This is a genomic window from Enterobacter cloacae complex sp.6700776, assembly GCF_048284255.1.
GTDB lineage: Bacteria > Pseudomonadota > Gammaproteobacteria > Enterobacterales > Enterobacteriaceae > Enterobacter > Enterobacter intestinihominis.
Genome location: NZ_JBLVYK010000004.1, coordinates 260710 through 276242, shown reverse-complemented (window position 1 = coordinate 276242; position 15533 = coordinate 260710). Strand labels below are relative to the sequence as shown.

Here is a 15533-nt window from a genome sequence, read left to right as displayed (position 1 = left end):
CCGGAAAGTCAGGTTCAGGCGTGCTCAGGGTACGTCGTAGCCCAGCGCCGCCTTGCGGATGCGGAACCACTGCTGACGCGTCATATCCAGCTCTTCAGCAACAAGCGCAGCGCGGACACGCTCAATTTTGCCGGAGCCGATAATCGGCAGCGGTTTAGACGGCAGGCGCAGGATCCAGGCGTAAACCACCTGCTCAATACTCTCCGCATTCAGTTCGCGGGCCACCGTTTCAAGCTCGTTACGCAGCGGCTGGAATGCTTCATCGTTAAACAGGCGGCCGCCTCCCAGGCAGGACCATGCCATTGGACGGATGCGCAGCTGTTGCAATTGGTCGAGCGTGCCATCCAGCAGCAGCGGCTGATGAACAGGCGAAATCTCCACCTGATTCGTCGCCAGCGTAAACGGCAGGCGAGACTGCAATAGCGCAAACTGTGCCGGGGTGAAGTTAGACACGCCAAAATGACGCACTTTGCCGCTCTGGTGTAGCGTCAGGAACGCTTCCGCAACCTCATCCGCATCCATCAATGGATCGGGACGGTGGATCAGCAGCAGGTCGATACGATCGGTGGCCAGGTTGACCAGTGACTGCTCAGCGCTTTTAACGATATGCGCGCTGTCAGTGATGTAATGCCCAAGTGCATGCTCCGGTTTTGCTGTGGTGGCAATACCGCATTTGGTCACAATCTCCATACGTTCACGCAGCGCTGGCGCACGCTTCAGCGCTTCGCCAAAAGCGGCCTCGCACTGATAGCCGCCATAAATATCAGCGTGATCGACGGTGGTGATCCCGAGATCGAGATGCTCTTCTATAAAGTCCGCCAGCTGGACCGGAGACATATTCCAGTCCATAAGGCGCCAGTAGCCCATAACGAATCGGGAGAATTCCGGGCCCTGCGGGGCAAGGGTAATACGCTGAACCATAACATTTTCCTCAAGGAAGTCATGTCACCAGTATACGCAATTACCCTGCTAAAACAGTGAAGGTTGCTGAGGTTCTTCGGTTTCAACCGCTTTGTTTGCACGAATTTTGCGCAGCAGACGTTGTCGGCATAGCCGTAAGACCTCCTGCTTTTGCGCGTCGCTGAAATTTTGCCAGTTAAAACGTTCATCGCGTGTGCGCATGCAGCCACGGCAGTATCCTCGTTCATCAACCTGGCAAATACCCCGGCACGGGCTCTGGACAGGGAAAAATTCCAGTTGCTCTGCCACACCTACCTCCAGAACGTCATTATTCCCTACAGTGAAGACCCTAAATGGCCTGCATGCAAGGCGTGTCCGTCACAAACAGGGCATTAAGGTTTCGCTAATCTTCCATTCTTATACTCGCCGCATTGATATAACGAATGGTCTGGTCATCATGTGGCTCACTAAAAAGTTACACTGTAACGATACGAAATTTACCCTCGCCTGTGCGCTTTTCTTCACCGTGTTCAATGCGCTGTTTATCCAGCACAGCTGGTCAATCATCGCACCTGCCCGTCTGCACGACGTGCTTTTTGCCGCCAGTGTGCCGCTGGTTCTGTTCTGCGGCTGGGTCATTGTTTTTAGCCTGCTGAATATTCCCTTTATTCGCAAGCCGCTCATGATTGCCCTGACCATAGGATGCGCCGCCGCGACCTGGTTTATGTACACCTATGGCGCGGTTATCGATCAGAACATGATTGTGAACGTGTTTGAGACTAACTCCCAGGAAGCGACAGCCCTGGTAACGCCGCAGCTGATCCTGTGGCTGGCCGTCGCGGGTCTGGTCCCTTCCGTCATCTTAGCCCTGACGCGCATTCGAACCGGAAAATGGTGGTATGCCCTGCTAACACGTTTCGCCGCTATACTCGGTGCGCTGCTGGTGATCATTCTCGTCGCGGCAGTGTTCTATAAAGACTATGCTTCGCTGTTCCGCAATAACAAAAGCATCGTCAAAATGGTCACTCCGGCGAACTACGTGAGCGCCGTTGTGAAGTACAGCAAAATGCGCTGGTTTGCCGGCGACCAGACGCTGGTCCGCATTGGCGAGGATGCCCATAAAGGGGCGCTGATTTCCGGCCAACGTAAGAAAACCGTGCTGGTTCTGGTGGTGGGTGAAGCCTCCCGCGCTGCAAACTATTCGTTAAATGGTTACCCCCGTGAAACCAACCCCGAGCTGAAAAAGCGGGATGTCATCAACTTCCCACAGGCCTCCTCCTGTGGCACGGAAACCGCCGTTTCCGTCCCCTGCATGTTCTCCGGCATGACGCGAAAAAAATATGACGCGGACCTCGCCCATCATCAGGAAGGACTGCTCGATGTGCTTAACCACGCCGGGTTCAACCTGCTGTGGCGCGACAATGACGGCGGGTGTAAAGGTGCCTGCGACCGCGTGCCGCACACGGATATGACCCAGTGGAAACTGGAACAGTTCTGTAAGGACAAATCCTGTATCGACGACGTCAACCTGTACCGCCTGGACAACGTGCTGGACGGAATAAAGCAGGATACCGTACTGGTGATACACCTGATGGGCAGCCACGGTCCGGCTTATTACAACCGTTACCCGGACCGCTTCCGGAAATTCACCCCAACCTGCGATACCAATGAAATTCAGGATTGCGATCATCAGTCGCTGATCAATACCTATGACAACTCGATTCTGTATACCGATAGCGTGCTCAGCCGAACCATCGACGCGCTAAAAGCCCGGCAGGCCAGTATGAACACAGCGCTCATTTACCTCTCCGATCACGGCGAATCGCTGGGCGAAAGCGGAATTTACCTGCACGGTACGCCGTATATGCTGGCCCCGGAGCAGCAAACGCATATTCCGTTTATGTTCTGGCTCTCCCCGGACTATGCGAAAAACTTCGGCGTAAACACGGATTGCCTACGTAACCATGCTGCAAAAGAGGCAGTTTCACAGGACAATTTGTTTGCCACGGTTCTGGGCATGATGGACGTGAAATCAGTGGTTTATCAGCCGCAGCTGGATATTTTGTCGCAATGTCGTCGCTAAGCGGGCTTGCATTAGACCGAACGGTCTATTAGAGTAAGAGCATGAGCAGACATACAGAACACGATACACGAGAACATTTGCTGGCTACCGGCGAGCGCCTTTGCATGCATCGCGGGTTTACCGGTATGGGGCTGAGCGAGTTATTAAAAACCGCTGAAGTGCCTAAGGGATCGTTTTATCACTATTTTCGATCCAAAGAGGCGTTTGGCGTAGCCATGCTGGAGCGGCACTACGCCAGCTACCATCAGCGCCTGGCAGCCCACTTCGCCAGCGGCGAAGGTGACTACCGGGATCGTGTTCTGAACTACTATCAGGAAACGCTGACGCAGTTCTGTCAGCAGGGCATCATCAGCGGCTGCCTGACGGTAAAACTGTCTGCCGAAGTGTGCGATCTCTCCGAAGATATGCGCACCGCCATGGATAAAGGGGCCAGCGGCGTAATCGCTCTGCTGGCTCAGGCGCTGGAAAAAGGCCGCGATGAAACAACGCTCTCCTTCTCCGGTGATCCGCTCACGCAGGCACAGGTGCTCTATTCCCTCTGGTTAGGCGCCAACCTGCAGGCAAAAATGTCTCGCAGCGCCGTGCCGCTCGAAAGCGCGCTGGCGCATGTGAAAAACTGTATTACCGCGCCTGGCGTGTAGCCGGCGTTTTTATTTACCCTTTTACTAGTCGACTGGTCTACTCAGGAGCCATTATGTCCGCTGAAAAGCTATTTACCCCACTGAAAGTGGGTGCCGTTACTGCCCCAAACCGCGTGTTTATGGCCCCACTTACCCGTCTGCGCAGCATCGAGCCGGGAGATATCCCAACGCCATTGATGGGTGAGTATTACCGTCAGCGCGCCAGCTCGGGCCTGATTATTTCCGAAGCCACGCAGATTTCTGCCCAGGCCAAAGGCTACGCCGGTGCGCCGGGTCTGCACAGCCCGGAACAGATCGCCGCGTGGAAAAAAATCACCGCAGGCGTTCATGCTGAAGATGGCCGTATTGCGGTTCAGCTGTGGCACACCGGTCGTATCTCGCACAGCAGCATCCAGCCTGGCGGTCAGGCGCCCGTTTCTGCCTCTGCCCTGAATGCGAATACCCGCACTTCCCTGCGCGATGAAAACGGTAATGCTATTCGCGTCGACACCACCACGCCACGCGCGCTTGAGCTGGACGAGATCCCGGGTATCGTGAATGATTTCCGTCAGGCCGTCGCCAACGCCCGTGAAGCGGGCTTCGACCTGGTTGAGCTGCACTCTGCGCACGGCTACCTGCTGCACCAGTTCCTGTCACCGTCTTCCAATCAGCGTACCGACCAGTACGGCGGCAGCGTTGAAAACCGCGCGCGTCTGGTGCTTGAAGTGGTAGATGCCGTGTGTAATGAGTGGAGCGCAGATCGCATTGGTATTCGAGTTTCCCCAATTGGTACCTTCCAGAACGTCGACAACGGTCCGAACGAAGAAGCGGATGCGCTGTATCTGATTGAAGAGCTGGCTAAACGCGGTATCGCGTATCTGCACATGTCCGAGCCGGACTGGGCAGGCGGCAAGCCCTACAGCGAAGCCTTCCGCCAGAAAGTTCGCGAGCGCTTCCACGGCGTGATTATCGGGGCGGGCGCTTATACGGCAGAGAAAGCCGAGGATCTGATCGGTAAAGGTCTGATCGACGCCGTGGCCTTTGGCCGTGATTACATTGCTAACCCGGATCTGGTTGCCCGTTTGCAGAAGAAAGCCGAACTGAACCCGCAGCGCCCTGAAAGCTTCTATGGCGGCGGCGCGGAAGGTTATACCGACTACCCTTCACTGTAATCCCGCTTTGTACATTGATAGCGGCGACCTTTCGCCGCTATACTAAAACATCGTTTCTGTTCAAAAAGATAATCCATTCCACTGTTTAATGAGGAAATTATGCGCCTACTTCACACTATGCTGCGCGTTGGCGACCTGCAACGTTCCATCGATTTCTACACTAACGTTCTGGGCATGAAGCTGCTGCGCACCAGCGAAAATCCGGAATATAAATACTCTCTGGCGTTTGTCGGTTACGGCCCGGAATCTGAAGAAGCGGTCATCGAGCTGACCTACAACTGGGGCGTGGACAGCTACGAGCTGGGTACGGCTTACGGCCACATCGCGCTGGAAGTGGATAATGCGGCTGAAGCCTGCGAACGTATCCGCAGCAATGGCGGTAACGTCACCCGTGAAGCCGGTCCGGTTAAAGGCGGCACCACCGTGATTGCATTTGTTGAAGATCCGGACGGGTATAAAATCGAACTGATCGAAGCTAAAGACGCTGGTCGCGGTCTGGGCAATTGATCCCGCAGGGCGCACTATGCGCCCGTTGTTTTGCTGCATCCCCTCTCAAAATTTGCCATAATGCGCACTGCTTTTTCCCCCTTGTAAGAGACCCTGATGTCCGATAACGCTCAATTTACCGGTCTGTGCGACCGTTTTCGTGGTTTTTATCCCGTTGTCATTGATGTAGAAACAGCCGGATTTAACGCTAAAACCGATGCGCTGCTTGAAATTGCCGCCATCACGCTGAAGATGGATGAACAGGGCTGGCTTGTACCGGACACCACGCTGCATTTCCACGTTGAACCCTTTGAAGGGGCAAACTTACAACCAGAGGCGCTGGCCTTTAACGGTATCGATCCGACAAACCCGCTGCGCGGGGCGGTAAGCGAATATGAAGCGCTGCACGCCATTTTCAAAATGGTGCGCAAAGGCATGAAAGAGAATGACTGTAGCCGCGCCATCATGGTGGCCCACAACGCTACGTTCGATCACAGCTTCACCATGGCTGCCGCCGAGCGCGCCTCGCTAAAGCGTAATCCATTCCATCCGTTTGTGACCTTCGACACCGCCGCGCTGAGCGGCCTGGCGCTGGGGCAAACCGTGCTCTCTAAAGCCTGCATCACGGCGGGTATTGCGTTTGACGGCACTCAGGCGCATTCCGCGTTATACGATACCGAGCGTACGGCGGAGCTGTTCTGTGAGATCGTCAACCGCTGGAAACGTCTGGGTGGCTGGCCGCTGCCGATGGGCGACGAGGCCGATCTTCAATCGTAGACTGGGTAATCAACAGCCCCACAGGACAAAAAAAAGCGACCAACATAATGTGGTCGCTTTTTTATATTCGCAGAAAACTTATTCTGCGTCCGGCTCTTCGGTTTTATACTTCGCCGCAGTCTCTTTGATCAGCTGTTGCAGTTCGCCGCGCTGATACATTTCAATCAGAATATCACAGCCGCCAACCAGTTCACCGTCAACCCACAGCTGTGGGAAGGTCGGCCAGTTTGCGTATTTTGGCAGCTCAGCGCGGATGTCCGGGTTTTGCAGGATATCAACGTAAGCAAAACGCTCACCACAGGCGGACAGCGCCTGAACCGCTTGCGCGGAGAAGCCGCAGCTTGGCAGCTTCGGAGAACCTTTCATGTACAGGAGAATCGGGTTTTCAGCGATCTGGCGCTGAATTTTTTCAATAGTGGTGCTCATGTCTTGCTTCCTTTAACTTCTGTTACGGCATCAGTCTGACATTGTAGCGGGTCAGGCCGACATCGGAAAATAACATTTTTGTCACGTCTCATTATTTTATCCGCTATCGCGTAAAGTTGCATTGATAATGACGTTTAAGGCTACGCGCCGTGCGGTTTTGCTTAAGGAGCGAACAAGAGTGCGACAGAATGGTGAATTTTTTTGCACTTGCTAACGAAACACAATTTTTGAATGAAAAATGCTATTAACTTATTCCGATTTTATGGATTAGAATCGACTGGTTTTGTAAATCTCATGCGGGTATGTAATTTGGCTCGCACTTATCAGGGGACTGCCCAGTGGCGCGGATAACTAGAATCTCGATGACGCTCTGTGCTTTACTGTTTACCACACTCTCATTTACGCCAGCGGCGAACGCCTCCGAACAGGCGCGGCATTCTGCTGTACAAAAAACGCATCTGGCAAAAACCACAGAACGTAAGAAAAAAACCACCAGCAAAACAGTAAAGAAGAAAACCACCGCTCACACCAAAAAGACCGCCTCCAGTAAAACCAAAACTCTCCGTTCCGGCACGCACAAAACCACTCGCACGACCGCCAGCCTGGTGAATGATAAATGCACCGTGCGCAAAGGCCATAAAACGAAATGCGCCAAAGTGACGAAGCTGGCTGACGTGCATAAAGCGCGTATGCAGAAAGCGCAAAAAACGGCGATGAATAAACTGATGGGGCAAATAGGTAAACCATATCGCTGGGGTGGCACCTCTCCGCGCACCGGTTTTGACTGTAGTGGGCTGGTTTATTATGCCTATAAAGATCTGGTGAAGTTTCGCATTCCACGCACCGCCAATGAGATGTACCATCTGCGCGACGCCGCGCCTGTAAACCGTGGCGAACTGCAAAATGGCGACCTGGTGTTCTTCCGCACCCAGGGACGCGGCACGGCCGATCACGTTGGGGTGTATGTGGGTAACGGTAAATTTATCCAGTCACCGCGCAGCGGTCAGGACATTCAGATCACCTCCCTCAGTGAAGATTACTGGGTGCGCCACTATGTGGGTGCGCGCCGAGTGATGACGCCAAAAACCATTCGCTAGACCCTGCCCTGCCGCCTCCGTGGCGGGGTAAGTTCCTCTTTTGCATACCCTTTCAATTTGCTATTCTGTCCTTGTTGTCTGTAGGGTTATTGGCAACGTATAAAACTATAAGGAGAGTAGCAATGTCGTTCGAATTACCTGCACTACCGTATGCAAAAGACGCCCTGGCTCCGCACATTTCCGCGGAAACCCTGGAGTACCATTACGGCAAGCATCACCAGACCTATGTCACCAACCTGAATAACCTGATCAAGGGCACCGATTTTGAAGGCAAAACGCTGGAAGAGATTGTGCGCAGTTCAGACGGTGGCGTATTCAACAACGCCGCTCAGGTGTGGAACCACACCTTCTACTGGCACTGCCTGGCTCCAAATGCAGGCGGAGAACCTACCGGTGAGCTGGCCGCAGCGATTAACGCCGCGTTCGGCAGTTTCGCGGATTTCAAAGCGAAATTTACTGACGCCGCCGTTAAAAACTTTGGCTCCGGCTGGACCTGGCTGGTAAAAGAGGCTGATGGCAAACTGGCTATCGTTTCCACTTCTAATGCGGGTACCCCTCTGACCACCAGCGCAACGCCGCTGATGACCGTGGACGTATGGGAACACGCCTATTACATTGATTACCGTAATGCGCGTCCGAACTACCTGGAACATTTCTGGGCACTGGTTAACTGGGAATTTGTTGCGAAGAACTTCGCCGCATAAGGGACACGCAGAAGGGGCAACCCTTCTGCGTTTTTATTTATTCCGCCGTACACACCGCTTCTGGCTGTTTACGCCCGGACATCAACACCAGCAGCAAGCCGAGTGCGGCGATGATCGCCCCCATCACCGGCACAAAGCTGTAACCTAAACCACCGGAAATCACCGCCCCGCCCGCTGCGGCTCCCAGCGCATTTCCCAGGTTAAACGCACCGATATTCACGGATGATGAGAGCCCCGGCGCCTCATGCGCAACACGCATCACGCGCATCTGCAACGGCGGCACCACGGCAAAGGTTGCGGCGCCCCACACCACCATGGCAACCGCGGCGCCCACTTCGTTACGCGCCAGCCACGGGATCGCCACCATGATGACAATCAGCAGCGTTAAAAAACCTTTCAGCGTCCCGCTGACGGAGCGGTCGGCAAATTTCCCGCCGAGATAGTTGCCAATCGAGAACCCGACACCAATCAGCACCAGCATCGCGGTAACAAAGAGTGGCGTTGCGTGGGTAATGTCGTGCAGCACCGGGGAGATATAGGTGTAGAGCGTAAACATCGCCCCTGCCCCCAGCACCGTGGTGAGCAGCGCGGACAACACCTGAGGACGCATCAGCACCGCCAGCTCTTTACGTACTTCCGGACGTTCTCCCGCACTTCCTTTCGGCAGCGAGAAGAACAGCGCGACCATCGCGACCACGCCCAGTCCGGCGGTTGCGAGGAAAGACATACGCCAGCCGATGGCTTCTCCGAGCCAGGTGGCAGCGGGAACGCCGCCGATATTAGCGATAGTGAGGCCCATAAACATAGTGGCTATCGCGCTGGCCTGCTTATGTTTTGGCACTACGCTTGCGGCAACAACCGAGCCCAGCCCGAAGAAAGCGCCGTGGTTCAGGCTGGTCAGAATACGGGAAAGCATCAGCGTGGTGTAATCCGGCGAAATCGCGGAAAGCACATTTCCGAGAGTAAAAATTGCCATCAGGAAAATCAGCGCATTGCGTCGCGCGCGGTGCGAAAGCAGCAGCGTCATCAGCGGTGCGCCCACCATCACGCCGATCGCATAGGCGCTAATCAACATACCGGCCGCAGGGATAGAGACGTCCACACCCCGGGCGATAACAGGCAATAACCCCATCGGGGAGAATTCAGTGGTGCCAATCCCAAAGGCGCCAATCGCCAGGGCCAGCAGGGGAAAATTGATTTTCATGAAAAGACTCCGGATACCGTGCCGTTACCCGGCACAGAACAAAGAAGGCAAAAGCATGACATCAATCACAAAAAATGAGAAGTTAACATTTTGGCAAAAGATTTTTGCCGGAGAGGTAACAATAGCGGCAAGAGAGGGAGAAGGTTCTCCCCCCTCCTGAATCAGTGCAGCGCAGCGGTTAAACCACCCGCAACAATCAGGGCAAGAACAACAATGGTGGTAAACAGCGAAAACTTCAGATCGGTACTCATCAATTTTTCTCCTTTTATTCACCCTACGAAAAGTGAGCTTGCTCATTTTTACACAGTTCAGGTCAAAAATCTTCCAGGATTTAAACGGATATCCACTTTACCTCTTCCCCTTTTCATCAAGATAGGACAAAATTCCACGCTAAATTTATTAGCGTACCGGCCACTGACCCCCTCCTGACGTCCTGTGTCGTTTTCCCGGCGTGTCGCAACTCATGTTTGCGTAATAAGGGTGAGAGAAGGCAAACGTTTACCTTCATTTTTTTCAGGAGCTTAGGATATGGTCTGGAGTGACATTTAATGGCAACAATTAAAGACGTAGCAAAACGCGCAAACGTTTCCACTACAACCGTATCACATGTTATTAACAAAACGCGTTTCGTCGCAGAAGAGACGCGTAATGCCGTTTGGGCAGCAATCAAAGAACTGCACTACTCGCCAAGTGCGGTCGCCCGTAGCCTGAAGGTTAATCACACCAAATCGATTGGCCTGCTGGCCACCAGCAGTGAAGCGGCTTACTTTGCTGAAATCATCGAAGCCGTTGAAAAAAACTGCTTTCAGAAAGGCTATACCCTGATTCTGGGCAACGCGTGGAACAACATTGAAAAACAGCGCGCTTACCTGTCGATGATGGCGCAAAAGCGCGTCGACGGCCTGCTGGTCATGTGTTCTGAATACCCTGAGTCGGTGCTTTCCATGCTGGAAGAGTATCGCCACATTCCGATGGTAGTGATGGACTGGGGCGAGGCGCGCGCAGACTTCACCGACTCTGTTATTGATAACGCCTTTGAAGGCGGCTACATGGCCGGGCGTTATCTGGTAGAACGCGGGCATCGTGAAATTGGCGTGATCCCGGGCCCGCTGGAGCGTAACACCGGTGCTGGCCGTCTGGCCGGTTTCATGAAAGCGATGGAAGAGGCGCTGATTACCGTGCCAGAAAACTGGATTGTCCAGGGCGATTTCGAGCCGGAGTCGGGCTATCGCGCCATGCAGCAGATCGTCTCCCAGCCGCATCGCCCTACCGCTGTGTTCTGCGGCGGCGATATCATGGCAATGGGCGCGCTCTGCGCGGCGGATGAACTCGGCCTGCGCGTTCCGCAGGACATCTCGGTGATCGGCTATGATAACGTTCGCAACGCCCGTTTCTTTACCCCGGCGCTGACCACCATTCACCAGCCGAAAGATTCGCTGGGTGAAACGGCCTTCAATATGCTGATGGACAGGATCGTCAACAAGCGAGAACAGTCCCAGTCCATTGAGGTCCACCCGCGCCTGATTGAACGCCGTTCCGTTGCCGACGGTCCGTTCCGCGACTACCGACGTTAATCTCTTTACGGGGCCAGCTACGCTGGTCCCCGCAACCACTCCCGGTTCAGCGTTTCGCTGTCTCCCAGATAATCCAGCAGCCAGGCCATGGCGGGCGAGACGTCGTTTTGCTGCCACGTCAGACAGCATGCAGCATCCGGGAAAGGGTTTTCCAGCGTCAGAGCCACCCACTCTCCCGCGTCGATGCGCGGGCGCGCAAAATGCACCGGCACCATGCCAACGCACAGCCCCGCGCTCAGACAGGTGGCTGACGACTCCCAGTCCGGCGCAACCACGCGGCGCTGATTATCCAGCAGCCAGGTAATGCGCTTGGGCAGCGAGCGGGAGGTATCTTCCAGCACCAGCGAGGGCCAGTTGCGTAAGGTGTCATCACTCAGCGGCCCGTCCAGCGCCGCCAGCGGGTGATCGCGCGCGACCACGCAGGTCCAGCTCAGCATGCCCATGTCACGGAACGCGTAGCGCCCGCCAACCGGGATCGCCTGGGTTGCACCAATCGCCATCTCCGCCCTGCCGTCCGCCAGCGCATCCCATACGCCGTTGAACACTTCCTGCGACACACGCAGTTCGACGTCGGAAAAATGACGATAGAAATCGACGATCATCTGCCGGGTCCGCTCCGGCTTAACGATGTTATCCACCGCGATAGCGAGATGCCCGCGCCAGCCGTTGGCGATCTGCTGGCACTGCTCACGGGTGATCTGCATTTTTTTGATAACAGACCGACCTTCCTTCAAAAACCACGCGCCGGCAGGCGTGAGCTCCACGTCGCGATGACGCCGCTCGAACAGCGGGACTGCCAGCCACGCTTCCAGCTGGCGCACCGTATAGCTGATAGCCGAGGGAACGCGGTGCAACTCCTGGGCGGCACCGGTAAAGCTGCCGTTACGCGCCACGGCATCAACCACTTCAAGGGAATAATCTGACCACATCTTTAGCCTGCAAATTTTTTGAATGCACCCACCAAATATTAGCGTTTCACAAGCCGCTTTGCACTCCCTACACTCTGCGCCAACGTACACCTGCCTCCTCAGGAGAAAAAAAGTGCAACCCAGGAAAGGATTTTTAGTCTGGCTCGGCGGCTTAAGCGTGCTGGGCTTTTTGGCGACCGATATGTATCTGCCCGCATTCGCCGCGATGCAGGAAGATTTGCAAACCCCTGCCGCCGCCATCAGCGCCAGTTTGAGTTTGTTCCTCGCCGGCTTTGCTTTTGCGCAACTGCTCTGGGGGCCGCTCTCTGATCGTTTTGGCCGTAAGCCCGTTCTGTTGCTGGGACTGGCGATTTTTGCCGTAGGCTGTCTGGGCATGCTGTGGGTCCGCGATGCCGCCTGGTTACTGGTGTTGCGCTTCATTCAGGCGGTCGGCGTCTGTGCCGCAGCGGTCACCTGGCAGGCGCTGGTGACCGATTACTACCCCGCCTCACGCACTAACCGCATTTTCGCCACCATCATGCCGCTGGTCGGCCTGTCTCCGGCGCTCGCTCCGCTGCTGGGCAGCTGGATCCTGGCGCATTTCGACTGGCAGGCCATTTTCGCCACGCTCTTTGCGATCACGCTGGTCCTGATGCTGCCCGCGTTCGGGCTTAAACCTGCGCATAAAAAAGAGACGCATCCGGACGCGAAGCCCATTACCTTTACCTCTTTACTGCGGTCGAAAGCCTATCGCGGTAACGTGCTGATTTATGCCGCCTGCTCTGCCAGCTTCTTTGCCTGGCTTACCGGTTCACCGTTCATTCTGCATGACATGGGCTACAGCCCGGCGGCTATCGGCCTGAGCTATGTACCACAGACCATCGCCTTCCTGGTGGGTGGCTATGGCTGTCGCGCCGCGCTGCAAAAATGGGAAGGCCAGCAGATGCTACCCTGGCTGCTGGTGCTGTATGCGCTAAGCGTGATTGCGACCTGGGCTGTCGGCTTTATTCCCGGCGCCGGGCTTGCAGAAATTTTGATTCCGTTCTGCGTCATGGCGATCGCTAACGGGGCCATTTACCCTATCGTTGTAGCCCAGGCGCTGCGTCCATTCCCGCAGGCGACAGGCCGCGCTGCCGCGCTGCAAAATACCCTGCAACTTGGCCTGTGCTTCCTGGCAAGTCTCGTGGTCTCTGCGTTGATTGCAACCCCGCTGCTCACCACCACCAGCGTGATGCTGTTCACCGTTGTGCTGGCAGGATTGGGTTATCGCATGCAGTCCTCCGCCCATCGCGAGCAGAGTGAAAACGCGCAGACAGAAACGTCGCACGCCTGATTGCACGGGAAACTATGTTAAAAACCAGTGATTAGGTTGCTAACAATTTTCTGTTGAATCACCAAATTTTGCGGCCTATACTGAATTTGGTTCGATTAAATACGATAAATATTAAGTGTTAACGGGAGCCGGAGCGCTCCCGTTTTACCATGGAAGGCATTTCGGCAAGGGTTATCTCCCTTCCTCTGTTCTACGTCGGATATTAGCCTCGCGGGCATTTACCGTGAGATTTCTCACAAACCAAAAAAGCGTCTACGCTGTTTTAAGGTTCTGATCACAGCAAGGTGATGGAGAAGCTATGAGTTCATCGTGTATAGAAGAAGTCAGCGTTCCGGACGATAACTGGTCCCGGATCGTCAGTGAACTGTTGGGACGTGCGGGCATTACGATTAATGGCTCATCCCCCTCCGACCCCCAGATTAAACATCCCGATTTTTTCAAACGCGTGTTACAGGAGGGATCGTTAGGGCTGGGTGAAAGCTATATGGACGGCTGGTGGGAGTGTGAGCGGCTGGATATGTTCTTCTCCAGCGTTTTACGCGCCGGTCTTGAAAATCAGCTCCCTCGTCATTTCAAAGATACGTTACGTATCGCCTCCGCCCGCCTGTTCAATCTGCAAAGTAAAAAGCGCGCGTGGATCGTCGGTAAAGAGCATTATGACCTGGGCAACGATCTTTTCAGCCGTATGCTCGACCCGTTAATGCAGTACTCCTGCGGATACTGGAAAAAAGCGACAACCCTGGAAGAGGCGCAGCAGGATAAGCTACAGCTGATTTGCGATAAGTTGCAGTTGCAGCCCGGCATGCGCGTGCTGGACATCGGCTGTGGTTGGGGCGGCCTTGCCTGGTTTATGGCGAAACATTACGGTGTCAGCGTAGTCGGCGTCACGATTTCAGCTGAACAGCAGAAGATGGCACAGGAACGCTGTCTGGGTCTGGATGTCGATATTCGGCTTCAGGATTACCGCGACCTGAATGAGCAGTTCGATCGGATTGTTTCCGTGGGTATGTTCGAGCACGTGGGGCCAAAGAACTACAAGACTTATTTCGACGTCGCCGACCATAACCTGAAGCCTGACGGAATTTTCCTGCTACACACCATCGGCTCTAAACGCACCGATAACAATGTGGATCCCTGGATCAACAAATATATCTTCCCGAATGGTTGTTTGCCCTCTGTTCGCCAGATTGCGAACGCCAGCGAACCGCATTTTATTGTGGAAGACTGGCATAACTTCGGCGCAGATTACGACACCACGCTGATGGCCTGGCATGAACGTTTCCAGGCTGCATGGCCTGAAATCGCCGACAACTATTCGGAACGATTCAAACGGATGTTCAGCTATTATCTGAATGCCTGCGCGGGTGCGTTCCGCGCGCGGGATATACAGCTGTGGCAGGTGGTGTTTAGTCGTGGGATTGAGCACGGCCTGCGCGTGGCCCGCTGAAAAATAACCCCGGGTAACCGGGGTTATTTTTTATTCTTCTTCCACGGCCTTTATTATCGCCGCCTCTTTCGCCGCCAGCACGCGCTCAACGGTATCCACGACCGCCTGGGTCTGCGGATCAATTTCGATATTTACGCGCTGCCCCAGTTTTTTTGCGCCAAGCGTAGTACGTTGCAGCGTTTCAGGAATTAAATGCACGCAAAAACGCGTCGGCGTCACTTCACCGACGGTCAGACTAATCCCATCGATGCCAATAAATCCTTTATAAAGGATGTATTTCATTAATGACGGATCCTGCACCTTAAACCAGATTTGACGGTTATTTTCCGAGGTCACGATTTTCGCCACTTCTGCGGTGGTCATAATATGGCCCGACATCAGATGCCCGCCAATCTCATCGCTGAATTTCGCCGCGCGTTCAACGTTGACGGTATCCCCCACCACCAGCTCACCCAGGTTAGTGATGCGCAGCGTCTCTTTCATTAAATCAAAGCTTATCTGGTTACCGTTAATTTCGGTCACCGTCAGGCAGCAGCCGTTATGCGCTATCGACGCCCCGGTTTCAATGCCGTCGAGCATATATTCAGGCAGCTCAACTACGTGAGTGCGGAAATTCGGTTTTTCATCAATGGACACCACTTTGGCAGTGCCCTGCACAATACCAGTAAACATGCTTACAGCTCCTGTTCATTCCGAACGGCGATGACACCGTATAATCCCACCACAATAACAGTTGAAAAAACAGGTTGCCAGTGATGCGCAATTTCTGGCGATTTTTTCACTAGATAATTAGTTAAACCCC

General features: G+C 54.5%; 17 protein-coding genes. 10 read left to right on the top strand and 7 right to left on the bottom strand.

Annotation, left to right across the window (positions count from 1 at the left end):
- Positions 1–24: 24 nt before the first annotated feature.
- Together ACNQ0T_RS09310 and ACNQ0T_RS09305 are read right to left on the bottom strand one after the other, a co-directional pair.
- The gene (locus tag ACNQ0T_RS09310) at positions 25–921 is read right to left on the bottom strand and encodes an aldo/keto reductase (RefSeq protein WP_003857612.1); all 897 of its coding nucleotides are present in this window, start codon (positions 919–921) and stop codon (positions 25–27) included.
- 48 nt (positions 922–969) lie between these two features.
- The gene (locus tag ACNQ0T_RS09305) at positions 970–1209 is read right to left on the bottom strand and encodes a DUF1289 domain-containing protein (RefSeq protein WP_023299951.1); all 240 of its coding nucleotides are present in this window, start codon (positions 1207–1209) and stop codon (positions 970–972) included.
- 148 nt (positions 1210–1357) lie between these two features.
- On the opposite strand from ACNQ0T_RS09305, the gene eptA reads away from it, so the two are divergent.
- From eptA to rnt, 5 genes are all read left to right on the top strand, one after another.
- Positions 1358–2983 carry a phosphoethanolamine transferase EptA gene (gene eptA, locus ACNQ0T_RS09300; RefSeq protein ID WP_417929936.1) on the top strand — a complete coding sequence of 542 codons (1626 nt, stop codon included), beginning with the start codon at positions 1358–1360 and terminating at the stop codon, positions 2981–2983.
- Between the two features lie 41 nt (positions 2984–3024).
- Complete coding sequence (locus tag ACNQ0T_RS09295) at positions 3025–3624, top strand: TetR/AcrR family transcriptional regulator (RefSeq protein ID WP_022647900.1); 600 nt, start codon at positions 3025–3027, stop codon at positions 3622–3624.
- A gap of 53 nt (positions 3625–3677) precedes the next feature.
- Positions 3678–4775 carry an alkene reductase gene (locus ACNQ0T_RS09290; RefSeq protein WP_023299948.1) on the top strand — a complete coding sequence of 366 codons (1098 nt, stop codon included), beginning with the start codon at positions 3678–3680 and terminating at the stop codon, positions 4773–4775.
- 99 nt (positions 4776–4874) lie between these two features.
- The gene (gene gloA, locus ACNQ0T_RS09285; protein WP_022647898.1) at positions 4875–5282 is read left to right on the top strand and encodes a lactoylglutathione lyase; all 408 of its coding nucleotides are present in this window, start codon (positions 4875–4877) and stop codon (positions 5280–5282) included.
- Positions 5283–5378: 96 nt separating this feature from the next.
- Entirely contained in the window at positions 5379–6038 is a 660-nt protein-coding gene (rnt, locus tag ACNQ0T_RS09280; protein ID WP_003857625.1) for a ribonuclease T, read from the top strand.
- A 78-nt stretch (positions 6039–6116) separates the two neighbouring features.
- On the opposite strand, the gene grxD is transcribed toward rnt, so the two are convergent.
- Positions 6117–6464 (bottom strand): monothiol glutaredoxin 4, encoded by a 348-nt coding sequence (gene grxD / locus ACNQ0T_RS09275; protein ID WP_003832760.1) that lies wholly within the window; start codon positions 6462–6464, stop codon positions 6117–6119.
- A 338-nt stretch (positions 6465–6802) separates the two neighbouring features.
- On the opposite strand from grxD, the gene ACNQ0T_RS09270 reads away from it, so the two are divergent.
- Both ACNQ0T_RS09270 and sodB read left to right on the top strand, forming a co-directional pair.
- Positions 6803–7561, top strand: a complete 759-nt coding sequence (locus ACNQ0T_RS09270; protein ID WP_058678002.1) for a C40 family peptidase — start codon at positions 6803–6805, stop codon at positions 7559–7561.
- 122 nt (positions 7562–7683) lie between these two features.
- Positions 7684–8265, top strand: a complete 582-nt coding sequence (sodB, locus tag ACNQ0T_RS09265) for a superoxide dismutase [Fe] (protein ID WP_017693553.1) — start codon at positions 7684–7686, stop codon at positions 8263–8265.
- Positions 8266–8302: 37 nt separating this feature from the next.
- Here the strand turns inward: sodB and ACNQ0T_RS09260 are convergent, their stop codons facing one another.
- Positions 8303–9469 carry an MFS transporter gene (locus tag ACNQ0T_RS09260; RefSeq protein WP_417929933.1) on the bottom strand — a complete coding sequence of 389 codons (1167 nt, stop codon included), beginning with the start codon at positions 9467–9469 and terminating at the stop codon, positions 8303–8305.
- Between the two features lie 161 nt (positions 9470–9630).
- Positions 9631–9720: a YnhF family membrane protein gene (locus ACNQ0T_RS09255; protein ID WP_003857632.1), complete on the bottom strand. Its 90-nt coding sequence runs from the start codon at positions 9718–9720 to the stop codon at positions 9631–9633.
- Positions 9721–10017: 297 nt separating this feature from the next.
- On the opposite strand from ACNQ0T_RS09255, the gene purR reads away from it, so the two are divergent.
- Positions 10018–11043, top strand: coding sequence for an HTH-type transcriptional repressor PurR (purR, locus tag ACNQ0T_RS09250; RefSeq protein ID WP_006809011.1), 1026 nt, complete (start codon positions 10018–10020; stop codon positions 11041–11043).
- Positions 11044–11060: 17 nt separating this feature from the next.
- On the opposite strand, the gene punR is transcribed toward purR, so the two are convergent.
- A complete protein-coding gene (gene punR / locus ACNQ0T_RS09245; RefSeq protein ID WP_022647895.1) occupies positions 11061–11972 on the bottom strand; it encodes a DNA-binding transcriptional activator PunR in 912 nt (303 codons plus the stop codon).
- 112 nt (positions 11973–12084) lie between these two features.
- Between punR and punC the strand changes: the two genes are divergently transcribed.
- Both punC and cfa read left to right on the top strand, forming a co-directional pair.
- The gene (gene punC, locus ACNQ0T_RS09240) at positions 12085–13284 is read left to right on the top strand and encodes a purine nucleoside transporter PunC (RefSeq protein WP_126503421.1); all 1200 of its coding nucleotides are present in this window, start codon (positions 12085–12087) and stop codon (positions 13282–13284) included.
- A 298-nt stretch (positions 13285–13582) separates the two neighbouring features.
- Positions 13583–14731, top strand: a complete 1149-nt coding sequence (gene cfa / locus ACNQ0T_RS09235) for a cyclopropane fatty acyl phospholipid synthase (protein WP_022647893.1) — start codon at positions 13583–13585, stop codon at positions 14729–14731.
- Between the two features lie 30 nt (positions 14732–14761).
- Here cfa and ACNQ0T_RS09230 read toward each other — a convergent pair whose 3' ends face one another.
- Entirely contained in the window at positions 14762–15403 is a 642-nt protein-coding gene (locus ACNQ0T_RS09230; RefSeq protein ID WP_022647892.1) for a riboflavin synthase, read from the bottom strand.
- Between the last annotated feature and the right edge of the window lie 130 nt (positions 15404–15533).

Coding starts and splice junctions, on each gene's coding strand:
- purR (WP_006809011.1), top strand. CDS start 10,018: ATGGCAACAATTAAAGACGTAGCAAAACGCGCAAACGTTTCCACTACA.
- eptA (WP_417929936.1), top strand. CDS start 1,358: ATGTGGCTCACTAAAAAGTTACACTGTAACGATACGAAATTTACCCTC.
- ACNQ0T_RS09260 (WP_417929933.1), bottom strand. CDS start 9,469: ATGAAAATCAATTTTCCCCTGCTGGCCCTGGCGATTGGCGCCTTTGGG.
- punR (WP_022647895.1), bottom strand. CDS start 11,972: ATGTGGTCAGATTATTCCCTTGAAGTGGTTGATGCCGTGGCGCGTAAC.
- ACNQ0T_RS09230 (WP_022647892.1), bottom strand. CDS start 15,403: ATGTTTACTGGTATTGTGCAGGGCACTGCCAAAGTGGTGTCCATTGAT.
- grxD (WP_003832760.1), bottom strand. CDS start 6,464: ATGAGCACCACTATTGAAAAAATTCAGCGCCAGATCGCTGAAAACCCG.
- sodB (WP_017693553.1), top strand. CDS start 7,684: ATGTCGTTCGAATTACCTGCACTACCGTATGCAAAAGACGCCCTGGCT.
- cfa (WP_022647893.1), top strand. CDS start 13,583: ATGAGTTCATCGTGTATAGAAGAAGTCAGCGTTCCGGACGATAACTGG.
- ACNQ0T_RS09255 (WP_003857632.1), bottom strand. CDS start 9,720: ATGAGTACCGATCTGAAGTTTTCGCTGTTTACCACCATTGTTGTTCTT.
- ACNQ0T_RS09295 (WP_022647900.1), top strand. CDS start 3,025: ATGAGCAGACATACAGAACACGATACACGAGAACATTTGCTGGCTACC.
- ACNQ0T_RS09290 (WP_023299948.1), top strand. CDS start 3,678: ATGTCCGCTGAAAAGCTATTTACCCCACTGAAAGTGGGTGCCGTTACT.
- rnt (WP_003857625.1), top strand. CDS start 5,379: ATGTCCGATAACGCTCAATTTACCGGTCTGTGCGACCGTTTTCGTGGT.
- gloA (WP_022647898.1), top strand. CDS start 4,875: ATGCGCCTACTTCACACTATGCTGCGCGTTGGCGACCTGCAACGTTCC.
- ACNQ0T_RS09310 (WP_003857612.1), bottom strand. CDS start 921: ATGGTTCAGCGTATTACCCTTGCCCCGCAGGGCCCGGAATTCTCCCGA.